Genomic DNA, 20110 nt, shown 5'->3' with positions numbered 1-20110 from the left:
AACAGTGTCCTCTGCTGTGCTGGGGTCCGCCGTCGACCGGTCCGCCCGTCAGGCGGCGCCGGTCGGCGACTCGCGATTCATATCCACTTTCGGGCCGAGATCACCTCTTGCGCACGACGACGAAGTCGGCGAGGGCGACGAGCTGCTCGCGCACCCGCTGGGGCATGTCCACGTCGTCCAGGGCGCGGATGGCGATCGCGTGCTGGCGGCGGGCCTCGTCGGCGGTCCACCGACGGCCGCCGGCCGCCTCGATGAGCGCGGCCCGGTGGGCGAACTCCTCCTCGGAGAAGTTCTCGAAGTCGTTGCTCTTGGCGTCGGCCGCGAGCAGCTTCGCGAGCTCCTCGCACGCCGGTCCGCCCGCCGCGAGGGCGGCGACCACGGGCAGGGACTTCTTGCGCTGGCGCAGGTCGCTCCAGGTCTGCTTGCCGGTGGACTCCGGGTCGCCCCAGATGCCGAGGAGGTCGTCGACGGCCTGGAAGGCGAGGCCGAGGTGGTAGCCGTACTCCTCCAGCTTGTCGGCCGTGCGGTCGTCCGCGCCGCCGAGCACCGCGCCGATGGACACGGCGCACGCGAGCAGGGCTCCGGTCTTGTTCCCCTCCATCTCCAGGCATTCCTCGACGCTGACGCGCTCGCGGTGCTCGTAGGAGATGTCCTGGGCCTGCCCGTCGATCAGCTTGCGGCTGGCGGTAGTCAGCCGGCGGGTGGCGCGACCGGCCTCCACCGTGCCGAGTTCCAGCAGCACCTCGTTGGCGAGGGCGAACAGGGCGTCGCCGACGAGGATGGCCAGCGCCGGGCCGTGCACCTTCCACACGGTGTCGCGGTGGCGGCGCTGCTCGTCGCCGTCCATCAGGTCGTCGTGCAGCAGCGAGAAGTTGTGGACGAGTTCCACGGCGACGGCGCCGGGGATGCCGACCTCGGCCGCCGCGCCCGCCGCCTCGGCGGAGAGCAGGGCGAGGGCGGGGCGTACGGCCTTGCCGCCGTCGCCGTCCGCCGGGTTGCCCTGGGCGTCGATCCAGCCGAAGTGGTAGGCGGCGACGGTGTCCATCGGCGCCGCGAGCCGGTCCACTGCGGCGCGGAGCACGGGCGTCGACAGCGTGCGGCCGCGTTCCAGGAGGGCGAGGGTGTCCGCCTTCTCCGCGCCGGCCGTGCCCACACTGGCAGCCGTGTTCTCGACAGCCGGGTTCCCGGGGTTCACTGGCTCTCCTCTGGTTCCTGTACGTGCTGTGCCGGTCGTGCTGGTGGTCGTGGTCGTCGTCATACCGCCTCCTGCAGAGGGTGTTCGCGGGGACGGCCCAGGGCGGCGAGCGCGGCGTGGGCCGCGTCCAGACCGCTGCGGACGGCGCCTTCCATGGTCGCGGGCCAACCGGTGGCGGTCCACGCACCGGCCAGGTACAGCCCCGGCGTGTCGGTCCGCGTGCCCGGGCGCAGCCGGCCGACGCCGGGGGTCGGGGCGAAGGTGGCGGTGCGTTCGCGGGTGACGAAGAAGTCCCGTACCTTCGCGCCGCGCGCGGCCGGCAGCAGCCGTTCCAGCTCGGGGAGGTACTTGGCGCGCAGGACGGAGACGGGTTCGTCGATGTCCTCCTGGGCGGCGGACTGGGACAGGGCCAGGTACTGGCCGCCGTCGGTGAGGCCGGAGGAGTCGGTGCGGTCGAAGACCCATTGGACGGGGGTGCCGAGCGCGGCGAAGAACGGCTGCCGCAGGACCTTGCGGTCGTAGACCACGTGGACGTTGAGGATGGGGGCGGTGCCGATGTCGAGGAGCCGGTCGGGGTCGGCGAGCGCCCCTTCGGGCAGCAGGCCGTGCGCCTCGCGCTGCGGGACGGCGAGGACCACGGTGTCGGCGTCCAGGGGCCCGTCCTCGGTGTCGACCCGCCACCCCCCCTCGTCCGTGCGGGACAGGGCGGTGACGCGGGCGCGCAGGGTCGTGGCGACGCCGGCGGCGTCGAGGGCCTTGCGGGCGAGGGTGTCGTGGAGTTCGCCGAGCGGTACGCGGGCCCAGCCGATGTCGGAGGCGCCGTTCTCGGAGAGCAGGCCGGTCTTGAAGACCATGGCGGCCAGGCCCAGCGAGCACTGGTCGGCGGTGGCGTTGAGGGTGGCGACGCCGACGAGGTCCCACAGGGCCTCGACGGTGCGCGGGCTCTGGCCGTGGCGGCCCAGCCAGGTGGCGAAGTCGAGGCCGTCGAGCGCCGGGTCGGCGGGGTCGAGGCGGCGCAGCGCGAGGGCCGCGCGCCCGACGCCGACGCGCTCCGCGAGGGACAGGTGCGGGTAGCGGGCCAGGGAGGCGGCCAGGTGCAGGGGGACGGGCAGCGCGCTGCGGCGCAGCCGACCCAGGCGCGGGCGGCCGGGGTGGGCGACGTCGAGGACCGGTACGTCGAGGCGGTCCTGGATCGGGGCGAGGGCGGTGCCGTCGACGCGGTCCAGGAACCAGCGGTAGGCGGTGCAGCAACGCAGGTAGACGTGCTGGCCGTTGTCGACGGTGAGGTCGCCGCGCTTGAAGGAGAACGCCAGGCCGCCCAGGCGCGGGCGGCCTTCGAGGAGGGTCACCCGCAGTCCGGCGTCGGCGAGTTCCAGCGCGGCGGTGACGCCCGCGAGGCCGCCGCCGACGACGACCGCGCGGCGCTCGCCGCGGTCGGTGCCGCTCATGGTCCCTCCCCCGTGGTGTGTCCGGTCGCCGGCGTGCGGAGGTCCGACGCGGCGGTGGTCGTGGCCGGCCGTCGGCCCGTCGCCCGGGGTGAAGACGCGGTGTGCGTCGCGGTGGTTGCCCGGCCGCGACCGGCGGGGCGCCGGCCGGTCGCCGGGCCGTCCGGGTGCGCGGCCGGGCGCGGGCCGCGGAGCGCGGTCCGGGCCATCAGGCGCGCCTGCGGGCGCTCTGGCGGGAGATGGTCCGGGCGTCGAGTCCGGACAGTCCGCGCACGGCCACGTACGCCTTCTCGTGCGGCGGCAGCGAGACGCGGCCGCGCAGGACGGCCTCGGGTTCGCGTTCGATGCGGTCGAGCAGGCGCCGGTAGATGCCGGCCATCGCGGCGACGCAGGCACCGCTGCGCCGGTCGAGCAGCGGCAGCAGCCGGTAGCCCTCGACGAACAGGGCGCGGGCGCGGCGGACCTCGTGGTGGACGAGTCCGGCGAAGTCCGAGCCGGCGGGGGCCCGGCCGGAGCCGAAGCCCTCCGAGCAGCCGAACTTGGCGAGGTCCTCGGCGGGCAGGTAGGTGCGGCCGTTGGCCGCGTCCTCGGAGACGTCCCTGAGGATGTTGGTGAGTTGCAGGGCGAGGCCGAGGGTGTCGGCGTACTCGTCGGCGCGGGCGGCGTCGGCGCCGAGGGTGCCGGCGCGCGCGGCGCCGAACACGCCGAGCGAGAGCCGGCCGATGGCGCCGGCGACGCAGCGGCAGTAGACCTTGAGGTCGTCCCAGGTCTCGTACTCCTGGCCGCGGACGTCCATCAGGACGCCGTCGATGAGTTCGTCGAGGCCGCCGAGGGGGATCGGGAAGCGTCGCGCGGCGTGCGCGAGGGCGACGGCGACCGGGTCGGTGTCGTCCTCCTCGATCTCCTCCGCCCGGATCCGGCCGAGCAGGGCGCGGGTCTCCTCCAGTCGGACCAGCTTCGCCTCGGGGGCGAGGGTGCCGTCGCCGATGTCGTCGACGCGCCGCGAGAAGGCGTACAGCGCGGACATGGCCTGCCGCTTGTCGGTGGGCAGCAGCCGGATGCCGTACGCGAAGTTGCGCGCCTGCGTGCCGGTGACGGCCTCGCAGTAGCTGTAGGCGGCGAGGACCGGAGCGGACGGTGCGGACACGTGTGTGGGGCCCTCCACGGTCGGGCTCACCCCTTTCTCGGCGCTGTGCGCAGGACGGCGGCCACCTCGCGGAGCAGACCGCTCCGGGTGGGCTTGGGCGGGCCGGGAAGTACGTCGAAGCCGGCGGCCGTGACGGCCCCCAGGGCGGCCCGTCCCCCGCCGACGAAACCGGCGAGCAGCAGGCGCAGGCGCCCGTGCACGCTGCCGACGAGGGGGGTGCCCTCGTCCAGCAGGGCGCGGGCGCGCGCGGCCTCGAAGGCGACGAGGGAGCGTACCGAGGCCCCGGCGGTCGGGGCCGCGAGGTCGTTCTCGGTGACGTGGAAGCGGCGCATGTCCTCGGCCGGGAGGTAGATCCGGTCCCGGGCGAGGTCCTCGGCGACGTCCTGGAGGTGCTCGGCGATCTGCAGCGCGGTGCAGACGGCGTCGGAGCGGCGGATCCGCTCGGGGGTGGAGGTGCCGGTGAGGGAGAGCACGAGGCGGCCGACGGGGTTGGCGGACAGCTCGCAGTAGGCGAGGAGGTCGCCGTAGGTCTCGTAACGCGTGACGCGCTGGTCGAGGCGGTTGGCCTCGATGAGCGCGAGGAAGGGCTCGGGGGTCAGGCCGTGTTCGCGGACGACGGGCACGAGCGCCGACAGCAGGGGGTGGCGCGGGGGGCCGTCGGGGGCGCCGAAGACGCGTCGCAGGTCGGCTTCGAGGGCGTCGAGCATGGCGGGGCGGTCGCCCGTGGCGGCCGGGTCCAGGCCGAGCAGGACGGCGTCGTGGCCGCCGGGGGCGAGGTCGCCGTCGCCGATGTCGTCGACGAGGCGGGCGTACCCGTAGACGGCCATGAGGCCGCGGCGCCAGGCGCGCGGCAGGAAGGCGGGGGCCACGGGGAAGTTCTCCGAGGTCGCCTTGGCGAGGGTGGCGCGCGCGGGGGGTTCCCGGTCCGTGTCCGGGTGGGGACGGAGGCCGTGCTCGGGGGTCACCGCCCGCCGCCCGGGGCGGGGACGGCCACCGTGCCTGGGGGCCGGAGGATTCCCGTAGCCATTGCCGTCACGTCTCCCGTTCTACACTGCCGACCCAAGTCATCCCATTTCGGACACGCCGCCGGACCTTACCGGGGAGTACCCGACGGGATTCCGGCCGCGGGGAATCGTCCCCTCTTGGCGCGATTGAGAACTGGTCCAGCTTACGCTGTACAACACCGCGCGGGCCTATCGGGTGCCCGCGGCGCCCCGGAATGTCGCCGCCGCACGACGGGGCCCCCGCCGCGGACAGCGGCGGGGGCCTCGTTCACGGGGAGCCGGCGCGCGGCCCGCCGTCAGTGGCTGGTGGCCTTCTCGTACGCCGAGACCACTTCCTCGGTCGGCCCGTCCATCAACAGCTCGCCCTTTTCCAGCCACAGCACGCGGCTGCAGGTGTCGCGGATCGAGTTGTTGTTGTGGCTCACCAGGAAGACCGTGCCGGCCTTCTCCCGCAGCTCTCGGATGCGCGCCTCGGAGCGCACCTGGAACTTGCGGTCACCGGTGGCGAGCGCCTCGTCGATCATCAGGACGTCGTGGTCCTTGGCGGCGGCGATCGAGAAGCGCAGGCGCGCGGCCATGCCGGAGGAGTAGGTGCGCATCGGCAGGGAGATGAAGTCGCCCTTCTCGTTGATCCCGGAGAAGTCGACGATGTCCTGGTAGCGCTCCTTGATCTGCTCGCGGGTCATGCCCATCGCGAGACCGCCGAGGACCACGTTGCGCTCGCCGGTGAGGTCGTTCATCAGCGCCGCGTTCACGCCCAGCAGGGACGGCTGGCCGTCGGTGTAGACCTTGCCGGACTCACAGGGCAGCAGGCCCGCGATGGCGCGCAGCAGGGTCGACTTGCCGGAACCGTTGGAGCCGATGAGGCCGATGGCCTCGCCCCGGTACGCGGTGAAGGAGACCCCGCGCACGGCGTGCACGCGGCGCACGCCCGGGGCGTCGCCCTTGCCGCGGCGGAGTATCTTGCTCAGCGCCGCGGTGGCACTGCCCTTGCCGGAGCTGCCCGTGTTCACGCGGTAGACGATGTGGACCTCGTCCGCGATGACGGTCGGCACCCGGCTCGCCGGGACCCCGGTCTTGTTCTTGCCCGCTTCGGTGATGTCAGCCACGGCCGTAACGCTCCTCAGCCTTCCAGAAGTACACGAAGCCGCCGAGGCCGATCAGGACCGCCCAGCCGATCGCGAAGCCCCACACGTGTGGCGGCAGGTTCTCCCGTCCGTAGTCCTCGATCAGCGCGAAGCGGACCAGGTCCATGTAGATCGCGGCGGGGTTCCACTGGAGCACGTCCGCGATCCACTGCGGCTTGTCCTTCAGCATCTCGTTGATCGAGAACATGACGCCGGAGGCGTACATCCAGGTACGCGTCAGGAAGGGCATCAGCTGCGCGAGGTCGGGGGTCTTGGACCCCATGCGCGCGAAGATCAGGGCGAGGCCGGTGTTGAAGACGAACTGGAGTACCAGCGCCGGCAGCACCAGCAGCCAGGACAGCTGCGGGTAGTTCCCGAAGGCGACGGCGACGACGAGCACGACGATCATCGAGTACATCAGCTGCTGGAGCTGCTGCATGGAGAACGAGATCGGCAGCGAGGCGCGCGGGAAGTGCAGCGCGCGCACCAGACCCAGGTTGGTCGGGATCGCCCGGACGCCCGCCATCAGCGAGTTCTGGGTGAAGGTGAAGACGAAGATGCCCATCACCAGGAAGGGGATGTACACCCCCTTCTCCATGCCCCGGCCGGCGTCCAGGATGAGGCCGAAGATCAGGTAGTAGACCAGCGCGTTCAGCAGCGGGGTCGCCACCTGCCAGATCTGGCCGAGCTTGGCCTGGCTGTACTGGGCCACCAGCTTGGCCCGGGAGAAGGCCATGATGAAGTGGCGTCGGCCCCACAGCTGCCGTACGTATCCGCCCAGGCTGGGCCGCGCGCCGCTGACGGACAGGCCGTACTTCCCGGCGAGCTCCGCAGGGGTCAGGCCCGCGTCGTCGGACGGCGGCCTGCTCGTGGCGAGGGCGCCGTCGTGGGTTGTGTCACTCACAAGTTGAAACTTTCCGTCTTCAAGATGCGGCAGGGGCATCGGGGCTGGAGCGCCGGGCCCGTGATCGGGCCCATGCTCCCAGACGCGAGCTTGTCAGATGACGGGCGGTCGACCCAGCCGGGTCAGCCGCCAGACCGTGCGCCACCTCATGGGGCGCCGGGGACCGCAGGGGGTGGTCCAGCCCTCCTTGAACCCGCCGAACCAGGCCTTGAGGGCCGGCCCGGAGGGCCTGCGGACGAGCGTCAGGGCGAGCCAGACGCCCAGGTACACCGGGACCAGCGGGGCCGGCAGGTTGCGGCGGGCCAGCCAGACCCGGTTACGGGCCACCATACGGTGGTAGACCGCGTGGCGGGACGGGGCCGTCGTCGGGTGGAGCAGCACCATGTCCGCGCGGTAGTCGATCAGCCACCCCGCGTCGAGGGCCCGCCAGGCGAGGTCGGTCTCCTCGTGGGCGTAGAAGAACTCCGCCGGCAACGCCCCGACCTGCTCGAACACCTTCGTCCGGACGGCGTTGGCGCCACCCAGGAAGGTGGTGACGCGGGAGGAGCGCAGCGGGTCCGAGGCGCGCAGCCGCGGGACGTGCCGGCGTTGGGTGGCGCCGGTGTCCGGGTCGGCGATGCGGAAGCTGACGATGCCCAGCCGGTCGTCCTCGGCGAAGGCCCGGCGGCACAGCTCGGCGGTGTCGGTGCGCTCCAGCAGCCCGTCGTCGTCGAGGAAGAGCAGGACGTCCACGTCACGGCCGCCGGGGCCGAAGGCCTCGATGCCGACGTTGCGCCCGCCCGGGATGCCGAGGTTCTCGGGCAGCTCGACGGCGCGCACGCCCTCGGGGAGCCCGGTCACCTTCACGCCCTGGCCGACGACGACGACCTCGACGGGGTCGCCCTCCTGGCGCGCGACGGAGTCCAGCAGGGCCTTCAGCTCGTCGGGGCGGTCCCCCATGGTGATGATCACGGCGCCCAGCCGCGTCGGCGCGCTCACTTCAGCCTGCTGGAGGCCAGGATCGACACCAGGTGCAGAACCGTCTGGAGCAGCGCGATGCCGGCCAGGACGGCCACCCCGAGCCGGGAGAAGTACAGGTCGCCGCGGATCTGGTCGAGGACGGCCAGCAGCAGGATCAGCAGGGAGGCCTCGATGCCGAGGACCAGCCGGTGGAACTTGAGCGCGGCGGCGGCCCGGCGGGCCAGCGCCATGCCGGCCGAACGCGGTTCGGCGGCCGACTCCTGGACCACGGGCTTGCCGACCTGGTGGCGGGCGACGCCGACGAGGTCCGTCTCGGACTTGATCAGGATCGCGCCCAGGGCCGCGAGGGTGCCCAGGAAGGCCCACAGCCAGTCGACGCGCCCGCCGCCCCACAGGTCGGACGCGCGCAGGCCGAAGCCGACCAGGACCGCCGCGTCGCACAGGTAGGCGCCGACCCGGTCGAGGTAGACCCCGGACAGGGAGAACTGCTTCTTCCAGCGGGCCACCTCCCCGTCGACGCAGTCCAGCAGCAGGTACAGCTGGACCATCACGACGCCGAGGACCGCGCCCCAGACGCCCGGCACGAGCAGGGCCGGGGCGGCGAGGACGCCGGCGAGGGTCATCACGTAGGTCAGCTGGTTGGGCGTGACCCCGGTGGTCACCAGGAGCCGGGTGACGCGCAGGGAGACCTCGCGCATGTAGAGGCGCCCGCCCCAGTGCTCTCCGCTGCGCCGGTCCTTCACGCCCGCCGGGTGGACGACGGGCCGCAGTTCAGCGATGGATGGTCTGGACATAGTCGGCGTAAGCGTCCCTGATATCGGCTGCGGACAGGTTGAGGTGCTCCAGGATGGTGAAGCGTCCCGGGCGGGTCTGGGGGGCGTACTCGACGGCCGCGACGAACTCGTCGACGCTGAAGCCGATCTCCTCGGGCAGCACGGGCAGCCCGTGGCGGCGCAGCACCTCGACGAAGAGCCCGGACTGCTCGCCGGCCCCCCGCAGGTGCATCGCGAAGGCCGCGCCGATGCCGACCTGCTCGCCGTGGAGCGCGGAGCGACCCGGGTAGAGGAGGTCGAAGGCGTGGCTGATCTCGTGGCAGGCGCCGGACGAGGGGCGGCTGTCACCGCTGATCGACATGGCGATGCCGGAGAGCACGAGGCCCTCGGAGAGCACGGTGAGGAACTCGTCGTCGCCGCAGCCACCGGGGTGGCGCAGGACGGACTCGCCCGCGGTGCGGGCCATGGCGGCGGCCAGTCCGTCCACGGCCTCGCCGGTGATCCGGTGCGAGAGCTCCCAGTCGGCGATCGCCGAGATGTTGGAGATCGCGTCGCCGATGCCGGCGCGGATGAAGCGGGTGGGCGCCTCGCGGATCACGTCCAGGTCGATGACCATCGCGATCGGGGTGGGGACGCCGTAGGAGCCCCGCCCGTTGTCGTTGTCCAGGATGGACACCGGGGAGCAGATCCCGTCGTGCGACAGGTTGGTGGCCACGGCCACCATGGGCAGGCCGACCCGCGCCGCGGCGTACTTCGCCACGTCGATGATCTTGCCGCCGCCCAGGCCCACGACGGCGTCGTAGCGGCGACCCTTTATGTCGTCTGCGAGCTTGACCGCGGAGTCGATGGTGCCGTCGACGACGGGGTACCAGTCGGCGTGCGGCAGGGCCGGCTCCAGGCGGGCGCGCAGCGCCTGCCCGGAACCGCCGCTGATCGCGACCGCGAGCTTGCCGGACGCGGAGATGCGCTGGTCGGCGAGGATGCCGTCCAGTTTGTCCATCGCCCCGCAGCTGATGTCGACGACGACGGGGGAAGGGATCAGCCGCGTCAGTACTGGCATGCGATCGTCCGGCCCTTGGCGAGGTCGTCGTGGTTGTCGATCTCGACCCACTTCACGTCGCCGATGGGGGCCACGTCGATCGTGAAGCCGTCGTTCACGAGCTGCTGGTAGCCGTCCTCGTAGTAGAGGTCGGGGTCGCGCTCGAAGGTGGTCTTCAGGGCCTCGGCGAGCACCTCGGCGGCCTCGGGCTCGATGAGGGTGACGCCGATGTACTCGCCGGTCGCGTCGGCGGGGTCCATCAGCTTGGTGATCTTCCGCACGCCCTCGCCGTCGGCGGTGACGACCTTCATCTCCTCTTCCGCCAGGCTCTTCACCGTGTCGAGGGCCAGGATGATCTTCCGGCCCTCGCCGCGGGCGGCGAGCAGCGTCTTCTCGACGGAGACGGGGTGCACGGTGTCGCCGTTGGCGAGGATCACGCCCCGCTTGAGGACGTCACGGGCGCACCACAGGGAGTAGGCGTTGTTCCACTCCTCGGCCTTGTCGTTGTCGATCAGCGTGATCTTGACGCCGTACTTGGCCTCCAGCGCCTCGCGGCGCTCGTACACGGCCTCCTTGCGGTAGCCGACGACGACGGCGACCTCGGTCAGGCCGACCTCGGCGAAGTTGCCCAGGGTCAGGTCGAGGACGGTGAGGCTGTCCTCCTGCCCCTCGGGGCCGACGGGCACGAGGGCCTTGGGCAGGGTGTCGGTGTAGGGACGCAGGCGGCGTCCGGCACCGGCAGCGAGTACAAGGCCGATCATGCTGGTTCTCCTTCGTCATGTACGGCGGGTGCTCCGGCGGAGACCCAGAAACGGATGCTCTCCACGAGCACCACCAGAGCCACGAACACGGCCAGGACCGTGAGCGCGACGGGGAAGTCCGCGGGGCGCCCCGACAGGGCGGCGGCCGACACCGCGACGAGCAGCACCCGGCCTTCGTGCCCGCCGGTGCTCCGCACCAGCCAGTGCGGGGGCGCTCCGGTGCCACCGCGGATGCGGTAGACCGTGTCGTAGTGATGGTAGGCGACCGCCGCGATCAGGCCGAATGCCGCCGGAAGGGCTCCGGGGACGTCCGCCTTGGCGGCCAGGACCAGCACCGTGGTGTACTCGGCGGCCCGGAACAGCGGCGGCAGCAGCCAGTCCAGGGGCCCCTTGAGCGGCCGGGCGACGGCGAGGCCGCTCAGCACCGCGTACAACAGGGCCACCGCGACGAGGGTCACGCTCCCGAAGGGCTGGAAGAAGGCCGCGGCGACCAGGGCGAGCGCGGCGAGGACCACGGCGGGCAGCCGCGCGGCGGTCGGGAAGCGGCCCCCGGCGCGGGCGGCGAGTTCGGCGAGCGGCCCGGAGTCGGTGAGGTCGGCGAGGGCCCGCGCGGCGCGGTCGGTCCGGGTGGCCCTTCGGGTCAGCGAGCGCAGGACACGGCCGGCGGTGGTGTAGAGGGCGCCGAAGGCGCAGCCCACGAGGAGGGCGTAGAAGACGATCCGGGGCGTGGTGAGGGCCGTCAGGACGGCGATCATCGCCCAGCGCTCGCCGATGGGCAGGATGATCATCCTGCGGGCCCACACGGTCCAGCCGACGCTGTCGAGGCGGTCGGAGAGGGCCGCGGTGGGGCTCGTGTTCGCGGTGGCGTCGTGGTTGGCCTCGTTGAAGGCGAAGTCGACGACGTGCCGGCAGGTCATGAGGACCATGGCGCCGAGCGCGAGAGCCCATACGTCGTCCCCGTCGCGGGCGGCGCCGAGCGCGAGGCCCGCGTAGAAGGAGTACTCCTTGGCGCGGTCGAAGGTGGCGTCGAGCCAGGCGCCCATCGTCGAGTACTGGAGCGAGTAGCGGGCGAGCTGCCCGTCGGTGCAGTCCAGGACGAAGGAGACGAGCAGCAACACGCCGGCCGTGACGTAGCCCCAGCGGTCGCCGGTGGCGGCGCAGCCCGCGGCGATCAGCGCGGTGATCAGCGAGGCGGTGGTGACCTGGTTCGGGGTCAGGCCCCGGCGGGCGCACCAGCGGGCGATGTAGCGGGAGTACGGGCTGACGAAGAAGGTGGTGAAGAACCCGTCGCGGGACTTGACGGCCGTCCGCAGCCGGACGGCCTCGTCGTCGACGGCGGCCACCTCGGCCAGGGCCCGGTCGCGCTCCTCCCCCGGTGCGGGGACGGCGGCGACCAGCGTGCCGAGCTCGGGGCGCCGGACGTCGGTCCCGGAGGCCTCGACGGCGGCGGCGAGCCGGTCCGGGTAGGGGCCGGATCCGGCCCCCACGGTCTCGGGCGCCAGGGCCGCGGCCCGGTCGAGGGCTCCGCGCGCGCCGGCCTGGACGGCGAGGGCGCCCGTGACCGCGCAGGCGTCGAAGCGCGGGTCGGTCAGGGCCAGGCGCAGGGCGTGCGGGTGACCGACGAAGGCGCTGTCGACCACCGCCACCCGCTCGTGGGCCGGTACGTCGGCCAGCGCGGCGGCGGCGTCCTCGGGCCCGGGGACCGGGCGGACGTCGAAGCCGAGCGAGCGGAGCTCGTCCTGGAGCGGTGATCCGGGTACCGGCGGGCCGGTGAGGATGACGGTCGACAGACGAACTCACTCCTTGCGACGAACACGTTCGACGGGCCGCTCGGCGGGCGCCCGAGGGGGCGGCGGCACGTCGGCAGAGGCTATCGGATGAATGGAAGGCGTCGTTCACCAGCCGTTCGGCCCTGCTGTTACGCTGGACGGCGTACGTGCACGAGTCTCGTACACCTGTATTCCCGACCGCTTTCCGGCGGTCGTGCACAGATCGAGTACAGACCGTCACGTGGAGCCTTGCGGGTCCGAGAGAGGAAGAGGTGGGTTGATGACCGTCGTAGTGGTCGCGGCCGTGCGCAGCGAACTCCGGTACATCCCCATCACCTCCCTCCGGGCGTCCGGCCGGGTCTGATCTCACCGATCCCACCCCGTCGGCCGGAGCCCCCGTTCACAAGGGTTCACGTTGTCCGACAACACCCGTCACACCACTTCCGACTCGACCTCCACCTCCACCACGCCTGATTGCGCCTCCCCCTCTCCCGAGGCGGTCTTCGCGGCGTTCATGGAACTGCACGGCGGCCTGCCCCGGCAGTCCCCCGGCTCCGACGCCTCCACCCGCCACCTGCTGTCCCTGTGCGGAGCGCTGCCCGAGCGGCCGCGCGTCCTGGACCTGGGCTGCGGTCCGGGCCGCAGCGCGCTGCTGCTCGCCGCCGAGGCCGGCGGCGCGGGCCGCGCCGAGGTGACCGCCGTCGACCTGCACGAGCCGTTCCTCGACGAACTGCGGGCCGCCGCCGACGCGCGCGGCCTCGCCGACCGGATCCGGCCCGTCCGGGCCGACATGGGGGCGCTCCCCTTCGAGGACGGCTCCTTCGACCTGGTCTGGGCCGAGGGCTCGGCCTACAACATCGGCTTCGACCGCGCGCTCGCCGAGTGGAGGAGGCTGCTCGCGCCCGGCGGCACGCTGGTGCTGAGCGAGTGCGAGTGGACCACCGGGGAACCCTCGGCCGGCGCCCGCGCCTTCTGGGACCCCCAATACCCGCTGCGGTCGGGCTCCCGCAACATCGCCGCCGTCCAGGCCGCCGGGTACCGGCTGCTGGGTCTGCTGCCCCAGCCGGACTCCGACTGGGCCGAGTACTACGGTCCGCTCGGCGAGCGGGTCCGCGAGGCCCCGGGCGGCGACGCGGCCCGGGCCGTCGCGCTGGCCGCCGTACGCGAGGAACTCGCCGTACGGGAACGGCACGGACACGAGTACGGGTACACCGGCTACGTGCTGACCCCGGTGAGCGCCGGCGACGGCGACCCGCGACGGACCCGTCCGGAGACGCAGTCCGATCGGGCGGCCGTTCGGGGCGTCAACCTGGCCGCCTTCGAAACCCCGCTGGAGGCTGATCTCGTGGACGCGCTCCGCGCCGACGCGGCCTGGCTGCCGGGGCTGTCCTACGTGGCCGAGGGGTCCGACGGCGCGGTGGTGGCGCACGCCCTGCTGACCCGGTGCGAGGTGGACGGCGTACCGGCGCTCGCGCTGGCGCCGGTGGCCGTCGATCCGGCGCTCCAGCGCTCCGGCGCGGGCAGCACGGTGGTGCGCGCGCTGCTGGCGGCGGCCAGGGAGCGGGGGGAGTCGTTGGTGCTGGTGCTGGGCCATCCCGCCTACTACCCGCGCTTCGGCTTCGTACCGGCCTCCCGGTTCGGCATCCGGGCACCCTTCGAGGTACCGGACGAGGCGATGATGGCGCTGGTACTGGACGATTCCGTTCCGGTGCCGTCGGGGACCATCGCGTACCCGGCGCCGTTCGGCGTCTGATCCTGCGCCCGAAGGTGCCGGCGACCCGCTGAGCACGCCCCTCCCCGCCGCCCTACCACGCGGCGGGGAGGGGACATGCGCGGATCACCGAAGTGGGGACAAGCCTCTTTTGTACGGCAGACTGAAGGTCGAAGTCCGAAGCGAAGGATGGGTATGCCGACCACACCAGCCACCGACGCAGGCCACGCGTCCCCCGGCACCGGCACTCAGGAACCGATCATGCTCGAACTGGTCGACGAGTCCGGGAACACCATCGGCACGGCGGAGAAGCTCTCCGCGCATCAGGCACCCGGGCTCTTGCACCGGGCGTTCTCCGTGTTCCTCTTCGACCAGCAGGGCCGGCTGCTGCTCCAGCAGCGCGCCCTCGGGAAGTACCACTCCCCCGGTGTCTGGTCGAACACCTGTTGCGGGCACCCCTACCCCGACGAGTCGCCGTTCGCGGCGGCCGCCCGGCGCACCCACGAGGAGCTCGGCCTGTCGCCCGCGCTGCTCGCGGAGGCGGGGACCGTGCGCTACAACCACCCGGACCCGGCGTCGGGCCTGGTGGAGCAGGAGTACAACCACCTGTTCGTGGGACTGGCGCGCTCGACGCCGCGACCGGATCCGGAGGAGGTCGGCGACACCGCGTTCGTCACGGCCGAGGAGCTGGCGAAGCGGCACGCCGAGGCACCCTTCTCCGCCTGGTTCATGACGGTGCTGGACGCGGCGCGGCCCGCGATCCGCGAGCTGACGGGCGACGCCGCCGGCTGGTAGCGGTGGCCGGGGCGAGCCGCGGCGGCGGGCTCGGGCGGCCGGCTCGGGCGGCCGGGCCCGCGCTCAGCCGACGGCGGCCGGGGCCGGGGTGGTCAGCGGCAGGGCCGCCCAGATCACCTTGCCCCCCGTGGAGGTGTGCTCGACGTCGCACACCCCGCCGGCCTCGCGCGTGATCTCGCGCACGAGCAGCAGGCCCCGGCCGCCGGTCTGGCCGAAGTCGGCCTCCAGCGCCTTGGGCCGGTACGGGTGGTTGTCCTCGACGGCCACCCGTACCCACGCCCGCCCCACGGCCACCTCGACGGCCACCTCGGGGGAGAGCAGCGCCGCGTGCCGGACCGAGTTCGTCACCAGCTCGGAGACGATCAGCAGCAGGGAGTACACCACGTCCTGGTGGGTCGGCACCCCCTGGCGGCCGAGCAGGTCGCGCACGGCCCGGCGGGCCTGCGGAACGGATTCTTCTACCGCGGGGGCGGTGAAGCGCCACACCCCTTCGTACGCGAGGGGGTCGGCCGGAGCCGGCACCTCACCTCCCCCGGCCGGCGGGACACTCCCGCTCTCGTTCATCTTCCGGCCCCCGTCTTCACGCTCGATCGTCTCCACGTGTCAAGAGTGGAGAAGACGCTGGTCCGGACCGGACCGCTGACCATAAGTCAGCGGCAATCGGACGCTTTTTGACCGCCGGCGTATGACAGAGTCAGTTGTTCGACCGTTCCTGATCCGATGTGCCCGGAGCGGGGGCGGCCGCGCCGGGGTCCGCGGCGCCGCCCACGACCGCGCCCTCGGGCTCCTCGTCCTTGACGAGGCCCAGGATCCGCCGGGCTCCCATGCCCAGGGCGATCAGGCTCAGTCCGTCGAACAACAGGGCGAGCGAGAAGAACGCGCCGATCACGTACTGGCTGCTGCCCGGCCAGCTCCACAGGACGAGGATCCCGAGCAGGACGCCGAAGGCGCCTTGGACGAGGGTGAGCCCGAAGTGCGCCCCGCGCACCACGAGGGCGCCCGCGAGCCGGAACACGCCTCCGATGAGGAAGAACAGCGCCGCGAACATGGTCAGCGCCTCGGCACTGGCCTCGGGGCGCCGCAGGATCACGAAACCGGCGGCGATGTTGATGGCGGCCACGATGACGGCCAGCCAGAAGTAGTTGCTCTTGCGCGCCTGCACCGCCTGCACCAGGCCGATCACGCCACCGATCAGCAGGAGCCAGCCGAACAGGAACATCGAGGTGAGGGTCGCGAACCCGGTGTAGCAGAGGCCCACCAGCCCGGCGAGGACGAGGACGACCCCGAGCAGGGCCATCAGGCCGAAGCCGCGGCTGAGTTTCCTTCGGTCCTGCTGCGGACCCGTGCGGCCGTGGTGAGCGGCGCGGCCCGTGTGATCGGCCGGGTGGTCGGTGCGGTCGGTGCCCATGGACGTGTGCCACCTTTCAGCACCCCCCGCGACGGACTCCCCCGGTCGGACGGACTCCCCCCGATCATAGGATCGGGCGCCCGGGATAGCATCCGGCGCATGGACGCAGGCCTGCACTCCTCCGTGTCCGACGGCGTGGCCACCGTCGTGATCTCGCACCCCGCCAAGCGGAACGCCATGACGGCCGCGATGTGGCGGGCGCTGCCGCGCGAGCTCGCGCGCCTCGGGGCGGATCCCGACGTGCGCGTCCTGGTCCTGACGGGGCGCGGTCCCACCTTCTGCGCGGGCGCGGACATCTCCTCCCTCACCGGGGACGACGACCCGCAGGCCCTCGCGGTGGCCGCGGAGGAGGCCCTCGCCGCGTTCCCGCTGCCGACGATCGCGGCGGTCCGCGGGTTCTGCGTGGGGGGCGGGAGCCAGCTGGCCGCCGCCTGCGACCTGCGGTTCGCGGAGGAGGGCGCCTCCTTCGGGGTGACCCCCGCGCGGCTGGGGATCGTCTACCCGCCCTCGTCCACCCGGCGGCTGGCCTCCCTGGTCGGCCCCGCCTGGGCCAAGTACCTCCTCTTCTCCGCCGAGCTGATCGACGCGGACACCGCGCTGCGGGCGGGCTTCCTGAACGAACTGCTGCCGGCCGGTCGGCTGGACGAGCGGGTGGCCGCGTTCGCCCGGATCCTCACGACCCGCTCGCGCCTGACGCAGGCGGCGGCCAAGGAGTTCACCGACGGCCTCGCCGACCGGGACGGGTACTGGGCCGACCAGGCGGCCGGCAGCGGCGACACCGCCGAGGGCGTCGCCGCCTTCCTGGAGCGCCGGACGCCGAAGTTCAGCTGGCGTCCAACGGATTGACCGCGCGCAGCGCCGCGACGAGCGCGGCGGGTGCCTTCTCCGGCGAACCGGCGTCGTAGGGCGGCTGGGGGTCGTACTCGCACATGAGCTGCACGGTCTGCGCGAACGTGTCGCCGGCGATCCGGCCGAGGAGACCGAGGCCCATGTCGATGCCGGAGGAGACCCCGGCGGCGGTCACGTACTTGCCGTCGTAGACCACCCGGTCCCCGGTGGGCTCGGCGCCGAAGGGGCGCAGCCGGTCGAGGTAGAGCCAGTGGCTGGTGGCCCGGCGGCCGTCGAGGAGGCCGGCGGAGGCCAGGAGCAGCGAGCCGGTGCACACGGACGTGGTCCAGGTCGTCGTCGCGTCCACGGAGCGCAGCCAGTCGAGGACGGCCGGGTTGTCCATCTGCAGCTCGGGGTGCGGGCCGCCGGGCACGATCACGATGTCGGGTCGGGTGACCTCGTCGAGGGCCTTGTCGGCGACGAGGGCGAGGGAGCCGTTGTCGGTGCGCACGGGCCCGGGGTGTTCGGAGACGAAGACGACCTCGGCGTCCTGGAGCCGGCCCAGGGTGTCGAAGGGGCCGATGGCGTCGAGGGCGGTGAAGCGGTCGTAGAGCAGTACGGCGATCTGCATGGCTGGCTCCTCGGGAGCGGACGGTGTGCGGTCGCGCCGCCCGGGATCGGGCGGCGGTCGTACGGGGACGGGCGTACGGGGACGGCCCGTGGGGCCGATCGGTCAGACCGGGTCGAGGGCGGGGAAGCGGGCGGCGGGCGCGGTGGGGGTGGCGGGGGTGGCGGGGGTGGCGGGCGGCGTGGGCCCGAAGCGGCGGCGGTATTCGGCCGGGGACTGGCCGAGGTGGCGCAGGAAGGCGCGGCGCAGCGCCTCCGGGGTGCCGTACCCGCACGCCCGGGAGATCTGCGACACCCCCTCCCCCGTGTCCTCCAGCAGCCGCCGCGCGTGCTCCACCCGCACCCGCTCCACGTACCTCCCCGGCGTGACCCCCGTCTCGGCCTGGAAAGCACGCGCGAAGTGTCGCGGGGACAGCGCGGCCCGCCCGGCGAGGGCCTCCACGCTCAGGTCGCCGCCCGGATGCTCGGCGATCCACCGCTGGACCTCCCGCAGCGGCTCGCGCCGGGCGGTCTGCGCCGCGAGCTGCGCGCTGAACTGCGCCTGGTTGCCCGGCCGGCGCAGGAACACCACCAGGTGCCGGGCGACCAGCAGTGCCACGTCCCGCCCGTGGTCCTCCTCGACCAGGGCCAGGGCCAGGTCGATGCCGGCGGTGACCCCGGCGGAGGTGGCGACGTGGCCGTCGCGGACGTAGATCGGGTCCGGTTCCACCGTCACCGCCGGATAGGCGCGGGCCATCCCCTCGCAGGCGTTCCAGTGGGTGGTGGCCCGGCGACCGTCGAGCAGTCCCGCCTCGGCGAGCAGCAGGCCGCCGGTGCACACGGAGACCAGGCGGCCCGCGCGTCCCCCGTACGCGCGCAGCCACTCGGTGATCCGGGGCTCGAAATCGCCCGAGTACCGCCCGCCGGGCACCAGCAGGGTGGTGTCCGCGTCGGGCCGGGCGCCCTCCAGCGGGCCGTCGGGAAGCAGGTTCAGGCCGCTGTCGGTGCGCACCGGGGCGCCTCCCGGGGAGACCGTCCGGATCGTGTAGCCCTTCCGGTCGCCGGGGCAGCGCGAGGCCCCGTTGAACACCTCGACCGGGCCGGTCACGTCCAGGCTCTGGACCCCGTCGTAGAGGACGACCAGTACGTTTCGCGACGTCATGCCTCCATGGTGTGACGCACCGCCGATGGCCGCAATGACGGGGATCCCACCTATCCGGCCATCGGGCATCCGGTGCGGGGCGGCCCGGGCGGGGCTGCGATCCTTGGGCTCCGGCCCGTCACCGACCCCGTCCTTCCGGAGCAGCGCCCTGAACACCGTCCTCGCCGAGTCCCTCTCGGCCGCCCTGCTCCTGTGCGTCCTGGGCTTCGCCGTGCTGCGCCCGCGCGGACTGCCGGAGGCGGCGGCCGCGGTGCCGGCGGCCGGGCTGCTGGTGGCGCTCGGCGCGGTGTCGCCGTCCGACGCCTGGGCGCAGGTCCGCGAGCTGCTGCCGGTGGTCGGCTTCCTCGCGGTGATCCTGGCCCTGGCCCAGCTGTGCGCGGACGAGGGGCTCTTCCGCGCGGCCGGCGCGGCCGTGGCCCGCAGGGCGGCCGGCGGTGGCCCCGTCGGGTTGCTCGGCGGGGTGTTCCTGGTGGCCTCCGGGGTGACGGCCGCGCTCAGCCTCGACGCCACGGTGGTGCTGCTGACCCCGGTGGTGCTGGCGACGGCCGCCCGCCTCGGGGCCCGACCGGCCCCGCACGTCCACGCCACCGCGCACCTGTCCAACTCGGCGTCGCTGCTGCTTCCGGTGTCCAACCTGACCAACCTGCTGGCCTTCGCCGCGAGCGGGCTCACCTTCACCCGGTTCGCGGCCCTGATGTTCCTGCCCTGGGTCGGCGCCATCGCCGTCGAGTACGCCGTCTTCCGCCGCTTCTTCCGCGCAGACCTGGCGGCCGCGCCCGAGCACGTCCCCGAGGCCGTCGAGCCGGCGCCGATGCCCCGGTTCGCGCTCGTGGTGCTGTCGCTGACCCTGGTCGGCTTCGCCGTGGCCTCGGTCGCCGGGGCGAGTCCCGCGTGGGCGGCGCTGGCGGGCACGATCGCCCTGGCGGTACGGGCCCTGCGCCGCCGGGAGACGACGGTGCGGCGGGTCGTGGCCTCGGCAGCTCCCGCGTTCTGCCTGTTCGTCCTCGCGCTCGGGGTGGTCGTCCGGGCCGTGGTGGACCACGGGCTCGGCGACGGCCTGGCCCGGGTGCTGCCGGAGGGGGACTCCCTGCCGACGCTGCTCGCCGTGGCCGGGGTGGCCGCCGTCCTGGCGAACCTGATCAACAACCTGCCCGCCGTGCTGGCCCTGCTGCCGTTGGCGGCCGGCGGCGGGGCGGGGCCGGTCCTGGCCGTGCTGATCGGCGTGAACATCGGCCCGAACCTCACCTACGCGGGCTCGCTGGCGACCCTGCTGTGGCGGCGGGTCCTGCTGGAGCACGGCGTACCGGTGGGCCTCGGCCGCTTCACCCGGCTCGGCCTGCTCACCACCCCCGCCGCCCTGGTGGTGGCCGTGACCGCCCTGTGGTGCGGGCTGCGCCTGATCGGCTCCTAGCTCCGCGGGATCGGGATCGGGGCGGGGCGGCGGGGTCGCGCGCGGGCGGGCGGTGGCCGCCGGGG

20 protein-coding genes are annotated in these 20110 nt (G+C 73.4%); 5 read left to right on the top strand and 15 right to left on the bottom strand.

Annotation, left to right across the window (positions count from 1 at the left end; translation table 11 throughout):
• Window positions 1-100: 100 nt before the first annotated feature.
• From ACZ6ZI_RS16485 to ACZ6ZI_RS16435, 11 genes are all read right to left on the bottom strand, one after another.
• A complete protein-coding gene (locus tag ACZ6ZI_RS16485; RefSeq protein WP_469520920.1) occupies window positions 101-1195 on the bottom strand; it encodes a polyprenyl synthetase family protein in 1095 nt (364 codons plus the stop codon).
• 59 nt (window positions 1196-1254) lie between these two features.
• Window positions 1255-2643 carry a hydroxysqualene dehydroxylase HpnE gene (gene hpnE / locus ACZ6ZI_RS16480; RefSeq protein WP_469520917.1) on the bottom strand — a complete coding sequence of 463 codons (1389 nt, stop codon included), beginning with the start codon at window positions 2641-2643 and terminating at the stop codon, window positions 1255-1257.
• Window positions 2644-2848: 205 nt separating this feature from the next.
• Window positions 2849-3817 carry a presqualene diphosphate synthase HpnD gene (gene hpnD, locus ACZ6ZI_RS16475; protein ID WP_469520913.1) on the bottom strand — a complete coding sequence of 323 codons (969 nt, stop codon included), beginning with the start codon at window positions 3815-3817 and terminating at the stop codon, window positions 2849-2851.
• Window positions 3814-4752, bottom strand: a complete 939-nt coding sequence (gene hpnC, locus ACZ6ZI_RS16470) for a squalene synthase HpnC (RefSeq protein WP_469520910.1) — start codon at window positions 4750-4752, stop codon at window positions 3814-3816. Before hpnC ends, hpnD begins: the two co-directional genes overlap by 4 nt.
• Window positions 4753-5087: 335 nt before the next feature.
• The gene (locus ACZ6ZI_RS16465; protein WP_469520908.1) at window positions 5088-5900 is read right to left on the bottom strand and encodes an ABC transporter ATP-binding protein; all 813 of its coding nucleotides are present in this window, start codon (window positions 5898-5900) and stop codon (window positions 5088-5090) included.
• On the bottom strand, window positions 5893-6822 hold the full coding sequence (locus ACZ6ZI_RS16460; protein ID WP_363054869.1) for an ABC transporter permease: 930 nt from the start codon (window positions 6820-6822) through the stop codon (window positions 5893-5895). The genes ACZ6ZI_RS16465 and ACZ6ZI_RS16460 overlap by 8 nt, the downstream gene beginning before the upstream one ends.
• Before the next feature lie 93 nt (window positions 6823-6915).
• On the bottom strand, window positions 6916-7761 hold the full coding sequence (locus ACZ6ZI_RS16455) for a glycosyltransferase family 2 protein (RefSeq protein ID WP_469521638.1): 846 nt from the start codon (window positions 7759-7761) through the stop codon (window positions 6916-6918).
• A gap of 35 nt (window positions 7762-7796) precedes the next feature.
• The gene (locus tag ACZ6ZI_RS16450) at window positions 7797-8576 is read right to left on the bottom strand and encodes a CDP-alcohol phosphatidyltransferase family protein (RefSeq protein WP_469520904.1); all 780 of its coding nucleotides are present in this window, start codon (window positions 8574-8576) and stop codon (window positions 7797-7799) included.
• Complete coding sequence (locus tag ACZ6ZI_RS16445) at window positions 8554-9615, bottom strand: iron-containing alcohol dehydrogenase family protein (RefSeq protein WP_363054867.1); 1062 nt, start codon at window positions 9613-9615, stop codon at window positions 8554-8556. Before ACZ6ZI_RS16445 ends, ACZ6ZI_RS16450 begins: the two co-directional genes overlap by 23 nt.
• Entirely contained in the window at window positions 9603-10355 is a 753-nt protein-coding gene (locus ACZ6ZI_RS16440; protein WP_469520900.1) for a phosphocholine cytidylyltransferase family protein, read from the bottom strand. The genes ACZ6ZI_RS16445 and ACZ6ZI_RS16440 overlap by 13 nt, the downstream gene beginning before the upstream one ends.
• Window positions 10352-11995, bottom strand: coding sequence for a DUF5941 domain-containing protein (locus ACZ6ZI_RS16435; protein ID WP_469520897.1), 1644 nt, complete (start codon window positions 11993-11995; stop codon window positions 10352-10354). The genes ACZ6ZI_RS16440 and ACZ6ZI_RS16435 overlap by 4 nt, the downstream gene beginning before the upstream one ends.
• Here ACZ6ZI_RS16435 and ACZ6ZI_RS16430 point away from each other — a divergent pair.
• From ACZ6ZI_RS16430 to idi, 3 genes are all read left to right on the top strand, one after another.
• A complete protein-coding gene (locus tag ACZ6ZI_RS16430) occupies window positions 11969-12106 on the top strand; it encodes a hypothetical protein (RefSeq protein ID WP_363054864.1) in 138 nt (45 codons plus the stop codon). The two genes, ACZ6ZI_RS16435 and ACZ6ZI_RS16430, sit on opposite strands and share 27 nt — an antisense overlap.
• 532 nt (window positions 12107-12638) lie before the next feature.
• Complete coding sequence (locus ACZ6ZI_RS16425) at window positions 12639-13877, top strand: GNAT family N-acetyltransferase (RefSeq protein ID WP_469521636.1); 1239 nt, start codon at window positions 12639-12641, stop codon at window positions 13875-13877.
• Window positions 13878-14030: 153 nt separating this feature from the next.
• Window positions 14031-14630 carry an isopentenyl-diphosphate Delta-isomerase gene (idi, locus tag ACZ6ZI_RS16420; RefSeq protein WP_363054863.1) on the top strand — a complete coding sequence of 200 codons (600 nt, stop codon included), beginning with the start codon at window positions 14031-14033 and terminating at the stop codon, window positions 14628-14630.
• A gap of 63 nt (window positions 14631-14693) precedes the next feature.
• Here the strand turns inward: idi and ACZ6ZI_RS16415 are convergent, their stop codons facing one another.
• Window positions 14694-15194 (bottom strand): ATP-binding protein, encoded by a 501-nt coding sequence (locus ACZ6ZI_RS16415; RefSeq protein ID WP_469521633.1) that lies wholly within the window; start codon window positions 15192-15194, stop codon window positions 14694-14696.
• A 130-nt stretch (window positions 15195-15324) separates the two neighbouring features.
• Window positions 15325-15927 carry an HdeD family acid-resistance protein gene (locus tag ACZ6ZI_RS16410; protein ID WP_469521630.1) on the bottom strand — a complete coding sequence of 201 codons (603 nt, stop codon included), beginning with the start codon at window positions 15925-15927 and terminating at the stop codon, window positions 15325-15327.
• A 210-nt stretch (window positions 15928-16137) separates the two neighbouring features.
• Between ACZ6ZI_RS16410 and ACZ6ZI_RS16405 the strand changes: the two genes are divergently transcribed.
• Complete coding sequence (locus tag ACZ6ZI_RS16405) at window positions 16138-16884, top strand: enoyl-CoA hydratase/isomerase family protein (protein ID WP_469520892.1); 747 nt, start codon at window positions 16138-16140, stop codon at window positions 16882-16884.
• On the opposite strand, the gene ACZ6ZI_RS16400 is transcribed toward ACZ6ZI_RS16405, so the two are convergent.
• Together ACZ6ZI_RS16400 and ACZ6ZI_RS16395 are read right to left on the bottom strand one after the other, a co-directional pair.
• The gene (locus ACZ6ZI_RS16400) at window positions 16862-17497 is read right to left on the bottom strand and encodes a DJ-1/PfpI family protein (RefSeq protein WP_469520889.1); all 636 of its coding nucleotides are present in this window, start codon (window positions 17495-17497) and stop codon (window positions 16862-16864) included. The genes ACZ6ZI_RS16405 and ACZ6ZI_RS16400 overlap by 23 nt on opposite strands.
• A gap of 102 nt (window positions 17498-17599) precedes the next feature.
• Window positions 17600-18634 carry a GlxA family transcriptional regulator gene (locus tag ACZ6ZI_RS16395; protein ID WP_469520887.1) on the bottom strand — a complete coding sequence of 345 codons (1035 nt, stop codon included), beginning with the start codon at window positions 18632-18634 and terminating at the stop codon, window positions 17600-17602.
• A 148-nt stretch (window positions 18635-18782) separates the two neighbouring features.
• Here ACZ6ZI_RS16395 and ACZ6ZI_RS16390 point away from each other — a divergent pair, with 148 nt between their 5' ends.
• On the top strand, window positions 18783-20045 hold the full coding sequence (locus ACZ6ZI_RS16390) for an SLC13 family permease (protein ID WP_469521627.1): 1263 nt from the start codon (window positions 18783-18785) through the stop codon (window positions 20043-20045).
• Window positions 20046-20110 lie beyond the last annotated feature (65 nt).

This window comes from Streptomyces sp. NPDC103540 (genome assembly GCF_055584445.1).
Note: the sequence above shows the minus strand (reverse complement) of the source record. Positions and strands in the feature narration are given on the sequence as shown.